At 69.4% G+C, this 11,528-nt stretch carries 12 protein-coding genes; 8 read left to right on the forward strand and 4 right to left on the reverse strand.

The genetic code is table 11. From position 1 onward, the window contains the following. Positions 1-457 (forward strand): hypothetical protein (locus tag G6018_RS01235; RefSeq protein ID WP_187700820.1); only part of this gene is annotated, 457 nt, incomplete at its 5' end. An 80-nt stretch (positions 458-537) separates the two neighbouring features. Here the strand turns inward: G6018_RS01235 and G6018_RS01240 are convergent. Genes G6018_RS01240 through mptB form a run of 4 tightly spaced genes read right to left on the reverse strand, consistent with a single transcriptional unit; the run spans position 538 to position 4,908 of the window. After that, positions 538-1,536 (reverse strand): COX15/CtaA family protein, encoded by a 999-nt coding sequence (locus tag G6018_RS01240; RefSeq protein WP_182638522.1) that lies wholly within the window; start codon positions 1,534-1,536, stop codon positions 538-540. A gap of 38 nt (positions 1,537-1,574) precedes the next feature. After that, the gene (locus G6018_RS01245; protein ID WP_182638523.1) at positions 1,575-2,366 is read right to left on the reverse strand and encodes an ABC transporter permease; all 792 of its coding nucleotides are present in this window, start codon (positions 2,364-2,366) and stop codon (positions 1,575-1,577) included. Next, positions 2,363-3,298 carry an ABC transporter ATP-binding protein gene (locus G6018_RS01250; RefSeq protein ID WP_182615376.1) on the reverse strand — a complete coding sequence of 312 codons (936 nt, stop codon included), beginning with the start codon at positions 3,296-3,298 and terminating at the stop codon, positions 2,363-2,365. Before G6018_RS01250 ends, G6018_RS01245 begins: the two co-directional genes overlap by 4 nt. A 23-nt stretch (positions 3,299-3,321) precedes the next feature. Beyond that, entirely contained in the window at positions 3,322-4,908 is a 1,587-nt protein-coding gene (gene mptB / locus G6018_RS01255; RefSeq protein ID WP_182638524.1) for a polyprenol phosphomannose-dependent alpha 1,6 mannosyltransferase MptB, read from the reverse strand. Positions 4,909-5,070: 162 nt separating this feature from the next. On the opposite strand from mptB, the gene G6018_RS01260 reads away from it, so the two are divergent. From G6018_RS01260 to G6018_RS01290, 7 genes are read left to right on the forward strand one after another with little or no spacing between them, the layout of a single operon-like run. Beyond that, positions 5,071-5,808: an HTH domain-containing protein gene (locus G6018_RS01260; protein ID WP_179525316.1), complete on the forward strand. Its 738-nt coding sequence runs from the start codon at positions 5,071-5,073 to the stop codon at positions 5,806-5,808. Then, positions 5,805-7,262: a Fe-S cluster assembly protein SufB gene (sufB, locus tag G6018_RS01265; protein WP_179525315.1), complete on the forward strand. Its 1,458-nt coding sequence runs from the start codon at positions 5,805-5,807 to the stop codon at positions 7,260-7,262. The genes G6018_RS01260 and sufB overlap by 4 nt, the downstream gene beginning before the upstream one ends. A 5-nt stretch (positions 7,263-7,267) precedes the next feature. Next, positions 7,268-8,476, forward strand: coding sequence for a Fe-S cluster assembly protein SufD (gene sufD / locus G6018_RS01270; RefSeq protein ID WP_182638525.1), 1,209 nt, complete (start codon positions 7,268-7,270; stop codon positions 8,474-8,476). A 56-nt stretch (positions 8,477-8,532) separates the two neighbouring features. After that, positions 8,533-9,303 carry a Fe-S cluster assembly ATPase SufC gene (gene sufC, locus G6018_RS01275; RefSeq protein ID WP_179525313.1) on the forward strand — a complete coding sequence of 257 codons (771 nt, stop codon included), beginning with the start codon at positions 8,533-8,535 and terminating at the stop codon, positions 9,301-9,303. A gap of 18 nt (positions 9,304-9,321) precedes the next feature. After that, the gene (locus G6018_RS01280; protein ID WP_179525312.1) at positions 9,322-10,581 is read left to right on the forward strand and encodes a cysteine desulfurase; all 1,260 of its coding nucleotides are present in this window, start codon (positions 9,322-9,324) and stop codon (positions 10,579-10,581) included. Next, on the forward strand, positions 10,578-11,030 hold the full coding sequence (sufU, locus tag G6018_RS01285; RefSeq protein WP_179525311.1) for a Fe-S cluster assembly sulfur transfer protein SufU: 453 nt from the start codon (positions 10,578-10,580) through the stop codon (positions 11,028-11,030). The genes G6018_RS01280 and sufU overlap by 4 nt, the downstream gene beginning before the upstream one ends. A gap of 5 nt (positions 11,031-11,035) precedes the next feature. After that, on the forward strand, positions 11,036-11,506 hold the full coding sequence (locus tag G6018_RS01290) for a metal-sulfur cluster assembly factor (protein WP_179525310.1): 471 nt from the start codon (positions 11,036-11,038) through the stop codon (positions 11,504-11,506). The last annotated feature ends 22 nt before the right edge of the window (positions 11,507-11,528 follow it).

An 11,528-nucleotide genomic window follows, 5' to 3' on the forward strand; every position in this document is an offset into this window, starting at 1 on the left:
CTCCGCCGCCTCCCGGCCCGCCGACGCCCCTGCCGCGTCCCAGCCCGCCGCGACTCCTCCGGCGGACGAGCCGGCCGCCGAGGACAAGTCGGTCGAGAAGCAGGCGGCGGAGAAGGCGCCGTCGGAGAAGATCGATCCCATCAAGGTCGAGCGCGTTCCGGCGGGCCCGACACCGCCCCCGGGCGCCGTGAAGTTCGTCAAGAAGTTCCTCGCCCGCCATGGCGGCGCGGCCGATCTCGTCCTGCAGCCCACCGGTCGGACGGGGATCCGTCTGACGTTCGTGGGCGCCGACGGGGTCATGGACGACTACATGGTCGACACCCTCGCCGAGGCCGAGGCCGTGCGCGATTCGGTTCCCGGGCTCACCGGTTCGGACTGGACCCGTGAACTGGTCTCCCATACCGATGTGCCCGCGGGCCACTGGAAGCGCATGGCCGGCTCCGGATCCCTGCTCTGAGACCCCGGTAGGACGAGAACGGCCCCGCCACGGCGGGGCCGTTCCGCATTCGCGTCAGGCGGGCCCTGCCGCCGGTCGGACTACGCGGGCCGCGGACTCCCGTCCGCCCGGTCCCTGATGACCGCCGAGGCCCAGAGTGCGCCGGTCACGGCGGTGATGGCCCCCGCCAGCGTCACGTGCAGGACCACCAGCACCTCGGGCACCCCCAGCTGGTACTGGGTGATCCCCACGACGGCCTGTGCCGCGATCATCGCGATGAGGATCAGGCAGCGCCGGATGGCCGGTCCCTGGGCGCGCAACGCGAGAAGGCCGAACGCCAGACCGATGAGCAGGCAGACGTACCCGACCATCAGTTCGGCATGGAAGTGGACCAGCCACTGGATCGGCATCTGGAGGCGGTCGGCGGCCTCGATGCGGGCGTCACCGGCGTGGGGCCCGGCCCCGGTGACCATGGTGCCGGTGACCAGCACACCGGCCAGGAGCACCGCGGACAGGACGATGAGCCAGGACAACGGCGGGGGCAGGACACGGCGGGCGGGGGCGTCGTCGGCCTCCCCGATCCGGACGAACAGGACGGCCGCGAGCCAGGCCAGGATCATGGACGGGAGCAGATGGAGCGCGACGGTCCACCACACCAGGCCGGCCAGGACCGTGATGCCCCCGATCACCGCCTGCGCCAGGATCCCCGCGGGCATCGCCCAGGCGAGCACCTTGAGCCCGCGGCGACGGCCGGCACGATGGATCGCGAGAAGCAGGGCCGCCGCGATCGCGATCAGCACGAAGGTCAGGAGCCGGTTGCCGAACTCGATGGCCTGGTGCATCGCGGGTCCGGCGCCGGCGACGGGCACGAAACTGTCCTGGTTGCACCGCGGCCACGTCTCGCAGCCCAGCCCCGAGGCGGTCACCCGAACGGTGACCCCGGTGGTCATGATGCCGATCTGGGCGAAGACGTTGGCCAGCGCGAGGCCCTTCTGCAGCCGGATCGACGGCATCGGCAGACGGGACAACGGTCCCGTCGGTCCGGGGGGTTCGCTCGTGGCATGGCTGCCGGGGTTCGGGGCGTGCGAAGTCGAGGTCACGCCCCCGATTCTAGGCGGGCGCGCAGACGGCTCCGCGATCAGGTGAAGGAGAAGTGCCGCACGGCCAGTCCGGCGCAGACCGCGGTCCACCCGACCAGGACCAGGGCCGCCACGGCGGGGAACCCTCCGTCGATCGCCGTGACCAGTGCGCTGGTCAGCGCGTACGACGGGACGACGACGAGGAGGTCGTGCAGCCACCCGGGCAGGGCCGCCACACCGATCGCCAGCCCGGCCGCGCCGATGAGGACGAACCAGATGAGGTTGGCCAGTGCCAGCACGACCTCGGCCCGCAGAGTCCCCCCGAGGAGGAGCCCCATCGAGGAGAACGCGACCGATCCGAACGCGATCATCACCGCGCCCACCGCCAGCCCGGCCGCTCCGGGGCGCCAGCCGAGCCCGGCCGCGATCGCACCGAGCAGGACAGCCTGGCCGGCCACCAGGATCAGCGTGGCGAGGATCTTGCCGCCGATGATGACGGCCGGTGGGAGCGGGGTCCCGCCGAGTCTCTTCAGCGCGCCGTAACGACGGTCGAAGCCGACGGCGATCGCCTGTCCGGTGAACGCGGTACCCATGACGGAGAGGGTCAACACCGCCGTGATCGCGTAGTCGATCCTCGGTTGTGGGATCGAACCGAACTCGATCGCGGTGAGCGCGAACAACACGGCCACGGGGATCACCAGGGCGACCAGGAGCTGCTCACCGTTGCGCAGGAACAGCGTCAGCTCCATCCGTGTCTGCGACGCGGCCATACGGAGGAGGGGGGCGGGTGCGGACGGGCGGGCGAACGTGCCCGGCGCGAAGCGGTTGGCGCCGGTCTGGGTGTCGGTCATCGCAGGTCCCGTCCGGTCAGGTCGAGGAATACCTCTTCGAGGCTCCTGGCGCGGGTGGCCAGGGAGGTGAGCTGGACGTCGGCCTTCTCGAGCGCGGCACAGAGGGTGGTCATGAGTTCGGGGGAGACCGGGCCGTGGACCTCCAGGACCCCCGCCGCGGACCCCGTCGTCACCGTGTGGTCCGGACCGATCGCCTCACTCAGGAGACCCGGGGAGGCCTCACCGTCGACGACCAGGGTCACGCCTTCGGACGTCCCCGCCCGGGCGAGCTCCGCCGGCGAGCCGGCGGCCACACGGCGGCCGTGGTCGATGATCACGACCTCGTCGGCCAGGGCGGCGGCCTCGTCCATGAGGTGCGTCGTCAACAGGACGGCGGCACCGTCGCGACGCAACGCCCCGACCAGGTCCCACACGGCCCGCCGGGACTGCGCGTCGAGACCTGCGGTGGGCTCGTCGAGGAACACCAGCTCAGGTCGGCCGATGACCGCGATGGCGAGCGAGAGTCGCTGCTGCTGGCCGCCGGACAGACGCCGGTAGGGGGTCGAGACGTGGTCGCTGAGCCCGAGTTCGGCGAGGAGCCAGTCCGGGTCGAGGGGGTCCGCGTAGTACGAGGCGACCAGACGGACCATCTCCCCGACACGCGCCGCGGGGTACGCCCCGCCGCCCTGCAGCATCATGCCGATCCGGCTGCGGACCCGCTGACGGTCGGACACCGGGTCGAACCCCAGCACCCGGAGGGATCCACCGTCAGGCCGGAGGAATCCCTCGCAGACCTCGACCGTGGTGGTCTTGCCGGCGCCGTTGGGACCGAGGAGCGCCATCACCTCACCGCGGTCCAGTCGGAGGTCCAGACCGGCCACGGCCGTGGTCTCCCCGAACCTCTTGACGAGTCCCTCGACGTGGAGCGCGGGGGAGTCGGTGCGTGAGGTCACGGGAGCATTCTAGGCCGCGTCGACTACCGGAAGCGCAACAGCCCCGGCCAGCGGAACATCGCGATCAGCAGGACCGTCACGGCCACGACGGTGGCCACCCACGCCTGGACGGTGACGAACGGCGGCAGGCCCGCACCCGGCGGGAGGGTGAAGCAGGCGAGCACGGCGCTGACCGCCACGACGGGGATCCGGAACTCCATCCGCGAGGCCCACGCCGCGAGCGGGATCAGCGCCCACAGGACGTACCAGGGTTGGACGACGGGGAAGCACAGGACGATGGCCGCCATCGACACCCCGAGGCCGCCGACCGGGTCGATCCGCCCGGCGGAGACCGCGAACAGCATCCTCACGGTGAACACGCCGGCGATCACGAGCGCCGCGGTCTGCACCATCACCAGGATCTGGGCGGTGTGGTCACCCAGTCCGAGGTACTGCCCGATCCCGCCGACGATCACCCCCAGAGCAGTGGGCGGTGAGAGCCAGCTGCGTAGGGACGTGGCCGCTCCGAGCTTCGTGATCCACCCGAGGCCCGAGGAGGTCGCGAGCATGGCCAGTCCGGTGGTGGCACCGCTGATGACCACCATCACCAGCGCCGCCCGCACGGTGGCGAGATACCCGCCACCCCAACGACGGGCGAGCGCCATCCCGACGAAACCCAGGGCGACGACGGTGGGCAGTTTCACCAGCGCCGACCCGGTGACCAGGACGGTCCCCACGACGAAGAGAACCGTGGTCCGACGGCCGGACTCCGGGGAGTCCACCGCGCGGAGGGCCAGCACGAGCCCGACGGCCAGCAGCCCCATCATGAGCGACTCGGAATGGATCCCGGACACCAGGTGGAACAGCACGAGCGGGTTGGCCACCGCCAGCCAGAGCGCCGCCACGTCCGACACCCCGCAGTACTCCGCCAAGCGCGGGACAGCCCAGCCCAGCATGAGGATCCCGATGATGGCGACCACCCGGTGCAGGATCGTGGCGGCCACCACGTCGTCCCCCGTGAGCGTGTGGATCACCTTCTGCACGCCGAGGAACAGGGGGCCGTACTGGTTCGGCGTGTCCCGCCAGATGTCCGGGACGTTGACAGTCAAGGCGTGGGAGGTGCCCAGCGCCGACACGGGACCCAGCGCGTACGGGTCGTCGAGGGTGTTGCCGATCGCGCCCTGGGCCAGATAGCTGTAGACGTCCTTGCTGAACATGGGCGGGGCCAGCGCGAGCGGAATCGCCCACGACGCGATGATGCGGTCGAGTGTGGCCCTGTCGATGCGGCCGCTCAGCCGTCCCCGGCGATCCCGGCCGAGGACGTACGGGGCGAGCAACAGCCAGCAGAGCGTCACCACCACCATCCCGGTCATGACCACGGTCATGGAGGACTGCTGCACCCTGAGCCACAAGCCGAACAACCGCTCGCCCGCGACGGGGTTCTGGAGGACCGGCAGGGCGCCGGCGCCCAGGGCACCCACCGCCATCGCGACGGCCGCGGTGGTGCCGATCCTGCGGATCCGACGGAGTCGGGCCAGTTCAGCCGACGGTGGGGCCCCGGTGAACCGTTCCTCGGTGTGGAGTCGGGCGGTCACCGACCCCGCGCCGCGTACCGGGAACCTGGGTGCCACTGACCTCAGCCTCTCTCCACAGTGGGTGTCGCAGGTCACATTCCGACGGCACCGCCGGACTCACCGGGGGGGTGGGAATATTTCCGTCACGGAAGTGTTGCGTAATATGAGGTGGTGCGTCCCGCACGGGGCGCACCGAGCATAGCCGGAAGGGAGTGGCAGATGAGCGTGCAGCACGCGTACGAGAGCAGCACGCGGCCCGACACCCGCTCGGCCGTCCGTGAACTCCTGCTGGAACGAGGAGCGCTGACCGCCGTAGAGATCGGACGAGAGCTCGGGCTGACCGCTGCCGGTGTCCGCCGACATCTGGACCAACTGGTCGAGTCCGGCGAGGTCGAGGCCACCCGGACCCGCCCGGCCGGCACCCGCGGTCGGCCGGCCAAGGCGTTCCAGGTCACCGCGACGGGCCGCAGGTCCGCGCAGCACGGGTACGACCACCTGGCGGTGGAGGCCCTGTCCGCCCTGCGACGCGTCGGCGGCACCGCCGCCGTCGCGGACTTCGCCCGCCAGCGCGTCCGCTCGGTCATCGGACACGTCCGGCCCGCCGAGGGACCGCAGGACGTCGAGCGTGCGGCGACGGACATCGCCGTCGCCCTCTCGGATTCGGGATATGCCGCGTCGATCGAGGACGCCGGATCAGGCCTCCAGATCTGCCAGCACCACTGTCCGGTGTGGAACGTCGCGTCCCAGTTCCCGGAACTCTGCGAGGCCGAGCAGGAGGTGGTGGCCGAGATCGTGGGCACCCACGTCCAGCGCCTCGCCACCATCGCCGGCGGAGACTGCGCCTGCACCACGAACATCCCCACGGGGATGGTGACCGCCGGTGACCTGGCGGCGACCATCCCCGCAGCGGCCGGCGCAGACGCGTCGGTTCCGACCCCCGAAAGGACTGTGCGATGACCATCACCCCAGATCAGGTGACGGCCGACGTCACCGTGCACGAGCCGACCACCGATGAGGAGCGGATCGCCTCGATCGGTCAGTACAACTACGGTTGGCACGATTCCGACTCCGCCGGTGCCACAGCCCAGCGCGGCCTCTCGGAGGCCGTGGTGCGTGACATCTCCACCAAGAAGAGCGAGTCCGAGTGGATGCTCGCCAAGCGACTCAAGGCGCTGGCGACGTTCTACAAGAAGCCCATGCCCGGATGGGGTTCGGACCTGTCGGGGATCGACTTCGACAACATCAAGTACTTCGTGCGGTCCACCGAGAAGCAGGCCACCTCGTGGGAGGACCTGCCGGAGGAGATCAAGAACACGTACGACAAGCTCGGCATCCCGGAGGCGGAGAAGCAGCGTCTGGTCGCCGGCGTCGCGGCCCAGTACGAGTCCGAGGTGGTCTACCACCAGATCCGCGAGGACCTCGAGAGCCAGGGTGTCATCTTCATGGACACCGACACCGCACTCAAGGAGCACCCCGAGTACTTCGAGGAGTACTTCGGTTCCGTGATCCCGGCCGGTGACAACAAGTTCTCCGCCCTCAACACCGCGGTGTGGTCGGGCGGCTCGTTCATCTACGTCCCGCCGGGTGTCCAGGTGGACATCCCGCTGCAGGCCTACTTCCGCATCAACACCGAGAACATGGGCCAGTTCGAGCGCACGCTCATCATCGTCGACGAGGGTGCCTACGTGCACTACGTCGAGGGGTGCACCGCGCCGATCTACAAGTCGGACTCGCTGCACTCGGCCGTGGTCGAGATCGTCGTCAAGAAGGGCGGCCGCTGCCGCTACACGACCATCCAGAACTGGTCGAACAACGTCTACAACCTCGTCACCAAGCGCGCCCGGGCCGAGGAGGGCGCCACCATGGAGTGGATCGACGGCAACATCGGCTCCAAGGTGACCATGAAGTACCCGGCGGTCTGGCTCACCGGCGAGCACGCCAAGGGCGAGGTCCTCTCCGTGGCGTTCGCGGGGGAGGGTCAGCACCAGGACACCGGCTCGAAGATGCTGCACCTGGCGCCCAACACCTCCTCGAACATCGTCTCCAAGTCGGTGGCGCGAGGCGGCGGTCGCTCCGCGTACCGCGGGTTGATCCAGATCAACGCCGGTGCGAAGGGATCCAAGTCGAACGTCGAGTGCGACGCGCTGCTGGTGGACAACATCAGCCGGTCCGACACGTACCCCTACATCGACATCCGCGAGAACGACGTGACCCTGGGTCACGAGGCCACCGTCTCCAAGGTGAGCCAGGACCAGTTGTTCTACCTCATGAGCCGCGGACTGGCCGAGGACGAGGCGATGGCCATGATCGTGCGCGGATTCGTCGAGCCGATCGCCAAGGAGCTCCCCATGGAGTACGCCCTCGAGCTCAACCGCCTGATCGAACTCCAGATGGAAGGATCGGTGGGCTGACCGCCATGACCGACACCACTTCACCCACCACCGGAACCGGCCCCACCCCGGTGACGGATCGCTACGGCGTCCCCGTCACCGCCACCAAGGGCGACCAGTTCTCCTCCTTCGACGTCGGCGCGTTCGAGGTCCCGAGCCACAAGGACGAGATCTGGCGCTTCACCCCGCTCAAGCGGCTGCGCGGCATCCACGACGGATCGCGCGTCACGGCCACCGGGAACCTGCTCGTCTCCGTCGCCGAGCGTGACGGACTGACCGTCGAGAGCGTCGGGACCGACGACAAGCGGATCGGCGAGGCCGGGGCACCCCGGGACCGCGTCGCGGCGCAGGCCTTCAGCTCCGTCGACACCGCGACCGTGCTGACCGTGGCCAAGGAGACCGTCCTGGCCGACCCCGTGTACGTGACGGTCGACGGACCGGGGGAGGGCGAACTTGCCTACGGCCACGCCCAGATCCGCCTGGAGCCGTTCGCCAACGCCACCTTCGTGGTGGACCAGCGCGGCGGGGGGACGGTCGCCGAGAACGTCGAGTTCATCGTCGGCGACTCGGCCCACCTCGAAGTGGTGCTCATCCAGGACTGGGATGACGACGCGCTGCACATGGCCAATCACCACCTGCAGGTCGGTCGCGACTCGACCCTCACCTACACCGCGGTGACCTTCGGTGGCGAACTCGTCCGGATCGCACCACTGGCGACGTTCACGGCCCCCGGGGGCACGGTGAACATCAACGGTCTGTACTACGCGGACGACGGCCAGCACATCGAACACCGGTTGCTCGTCGACCACTCTGTTCCCCACTGCACCTCGCGGGTCCTCTACAAGGGCGCTCTGCAGGGCGATGCGTCGTCGAACCTGCCCGACGCCCACACCGTGTGGATCGGCGAGGTCCTCATCCGCGCCGCCGCCGAGGGGACCGACACCTACGAGATGAACCGCAACCTCGTCCTCACCGACGGGGCCCGCGCGGATTCGGTGCCGAACCTCGAGATCGAGACCGGTGAGATCGCCGGCGCCGGCCACGCCAGCGCGGTGGGACGATTCGACGAGGAGCACCTGTTCTACCTCATGTCCAGGGGTATCGCCGAGGACGTCGCCCGGCGACTGGTCGTCCGTGGCTTCTTCGGAGAGGTGATCAACCGCATCGGCGTGCCGGAGGTACGTGAGCGGATCGCCGAGGCCGTCGAGCTGGAACTGCAGTCCTCCGGGATCTGATCCCAGACCCCCGAGAGACCACCCCCGAAGACTTCACAAAGATTGCGAGCACACCAATGACCATTCTCGAGATCAAGGGCCTGACCGCCCGCGTCGCGGCAACGGCCGACTCGGCCGAGACCGTCGACATCCTCAAGGGCGTCGACCTGACCATCGAGTCGGGGATGACCCACGCCATCATGGGCCCCAACGGCTCCGGCAAGTCGACCCTCGCCTACGTCATCGCCGGCCACCCCAAGTACGAGGTCACCGGCGGGACCGTCACGCTCGACGGCGAGGACGTCCTGTCGATGGAGGTCGACGAGCGCGCCCGCGCCGGCCTGTTCCTGGCCATGCAGTACCCGACCGAGATCCCCGGGGTCTCGACCGCCAACTTCCTGCGCACCGCGGCCACCGCGGTCCGGGGCGAGGCACCCAAGTTGCGGCACTGGGTCAAGGAGGTCAAGGAGGCCATGTCCGACCTCGACTTCGATCCGGCCTTCTCCGAGCGCAGCGTCAACGAGGGCTTCTCCGGCGGCGAGAAGAAGCGCCACGAGATCCTCCAGCTGGATCTGCTCAAGCCCAAGATCGCCGTGCTCGACGAGACCGACTCCGGTCTCGACGTGGACGCGCTGCGCGTGGTGTCGGACGGCGTGAACCGCTACCGGTCGGAGGAGAACGGCGGAATCCTCCTCATCACGCACTACACCCGCATCCTTCGGTACATCACGCCCGACCGCGTCCACGTCTTCGTGGACGGCCGGATCGCCGCCTCCGGTGGGGCGGAGTTGGCGGACGAGCTCGAGGCCGAGGGGTACGAGAAGTACCTCACGCCCGCGAACGCCTGATCGGACAGCTGGGAGAACATGACCTCGACCCTCGACATCACGGCCGTCCGCTCGGATTTCCCGATCCTGCAGCGGACGGTCCGTGACGGAAAGCCCCTGGTCTACCTGGATTCCGGGGCGACCTCGCAGCGCCCGATCCCGGTACTCGACGCGGAGCGGGACTTCCTCCTGAGCTCCAACGCGGCCGTCCACCGGGGCGCACACCAACTGGCCGAGGAGGCCACCGACGCCTACGAGGACGCGCGCGCCGCGATCGCCGGGTTCGTCGGGGCCGATGTGGACGAGCTCGTGTTCACCAAGAACGCCACCGAGGCGCTCAACCTCGTCGCCTTCGCGCTCGGGGACGACCGATTCGGTCCGTACTCCGTGGGCCCGGGTGACGAGGTCGTGATCAGCGAGCTCGAGCACCACGCCAACCTGGTGCCCTGGCAGGAGTTGTGCCGCCGCACCGGTGCCACGCTGAAGTGGTACGGCGTGACCGACGACGGACGGATCGATCTCGATTCTCTCCGGCTGACCGACGCGGTCAAGGTCGTCGCGCTGACCCATCAGTCCAACGTCACCGGCGCGGTGACCGACGTGGCGCGCGTCGTCGAGGCCGCGAAGGCGGTGGGCGCGCTCGTCGTGTTGGACGCGTGCCAGTCCGTCCCGCACATGGCCGTGGACTTCCACGGACTCGGGGTGGACTTCGCCGCGTTCTCGGGACACAAGATGCTCGGTCCCACCGGCATCGGCGTGCTCTACGGACGTCGGGAGCTGCTCCGGGCCATGCCGCCGGTGCTCACGGGCGGATCGATGATCTCCACCGTGACCATGGAGAAGTCGACCTACGCCGACCCGCCCCAGAGGTTCGAGGCCGGTGTGCCGATGGTGTCGCAGGCCGTGGGCCTCGCCGCCGCCGTGCGCTACCTCGAAAGCGTGGGGATGGAGACGGTCGCCCGTCACGAGGAGTCGCTCACCGCGGCCACCCTCGAGGCCCTCGGCCAGATCCCCGGCATCCGGATCGTCGGTCCCCGTGACATGGTCGCGCGGGGCGGTGCCGTCTCCTTCGTGGTCGACGGCGTCCACGCCCACGACGTGAGCCAGGTCCTGGACGACGACGGTGTCGCGGTACGGGTGGGACATCATTGTGCGTGGCCGCTGCACCGCCGACTGGGCGTGCAGTCCACGGTCCGGGCCTCGTTCGCGCTGTACAACACCCTCGACGAGGTCGAGGTGCTCGCCCGGTCGCTGCGCCGGGCCCAGCAGTTCTTCGGAGTGGGAGGTGCGCGGTCGTGAAGCTCGAACAGATGTACCAGGAAGTCATCCTGGACCACTACCGACATCCGCACCACAGCGGGTTGCGGGAGCCCTTCGGGGCCGAGGTGCATCACGTCAACCCGACCTGCGGCGACGAGCTGACGCTGCGGTTGCAACTCTCCGACGACCGGTCGACGATCGAGGACGTGTCCTACGACGCGCAGGGGTGCTCGATCAGCCAGGCGTCCACCTCGATGATGGCCGACCTCATCGTCGGCCGCACGGTGTCGGAGTCCCTCGAGGCCTACGACGCCTTCCACGAGATGATCTCGTCCCGCGGGAAGCACGAGGGCGACGAGGAGATCCTCGACGACGCCGTCGCCCTGTCCGGGGTGTCCCGATACCCGGCGCGCGTCAAGTGCGCGCTGCTGGGCTGGATGGCATACAGGGACGCTCTCGGCCGACAGACCGAACAGCATCAGGAGTGAGTGACATGACCGAGCAGATGACCCCGGCCAACGACCCGTCGGTCGACGACGCGACGTCGGCGGAGGAGAACGCGACCGCGGCGGGCACCGTCTACAACGGTGAATTCCGCCCCGACCCCAATCGCCCCGAGCAGTCGGAGGAGGACCTCGCGTTGGTCGCCGACCTCGAGGAGGCCATGCGCGACGTGGTCGATCCCGAGCTCGGGATCAACGTGGTGGACCTCGGGCTGGTCTACGACATCTGGGTCCGCCCGGGGGAGACCGAAGGGTCCACCATCGCGCGCGTGGACATGACGCTGACCTCCGCGGCCTGCCCGCTGACCGACGTGATCGAGGACCAGGCCCGAAGCGCGGTGGTGGGTTCCGACCTGGCCAACGACCTCGAGCTCAACTGGGTGTGGATGCCGCCGTGGGGTCCTCAGATGATCACGGACGACGGCCGGGAACAGCTCCGGGCGATCGGCTTCACGGTCTAGGAGACTGCTGAACAAGTGGCGT

The organism is Dietzia sp. DQ11-44, assembly GCF_014145205.1.
In the GTDB taxonomy this organism is placed as follows: domain Bacteria; phylum Actinomycetota; class Actinomycetes; order Mycobacteriales; family Mycobacteriaceae; genus Dietzia; species Dietzia natronolimnaea.

Coding starts and splice junctions, on each gene's coding strand:
- G6018_RS01245 (WP_182638523.1), bottom strand. CDS start 2,366: ATGACCGACACCCAGACCGGCGCCAACCGCTTCGCGCCGGGCACGTTC.
- G6018_RS01260 (WP_179525316.1), top strand. CDS start 5,071: ATGAGCGTGCAGCACGCGTACGAGAGCAGCACGCGGCCCGACACCCGC.
- sufB (WP_179525315.1), top strand. CDS start 5,805: ATGACCATCACCCCAGATCAGGTGACGGCCGACGTCACCGTGCACGAG.
- sufD (WP_182638525.1), top strand. CDS start 7,268: ATGACCGACACCACTTCACCCACCACCGGAACCGGCCCCACCCCGGTG.
- sufC (WP_179525313.1), top strand. CDS start 8,533: ATGACCATTCTCGAGATCAAGGGCCTGACCGCCCGCGTCGCGGCAACG.
- G6018_RS01280 (WP_179525312.1), top strand. CDS start 9,322: ATGACCTCGACCCTCGACATCACGGCCGTCCGCTCGGATTTCCCGATC.
- G6018_RS01290 (WP_179525310.1), top strand. CDS start 11,036: ATGACCGAGCAGATGACCCCGGCCAACGACCCGTCGGTCGACGACGCG.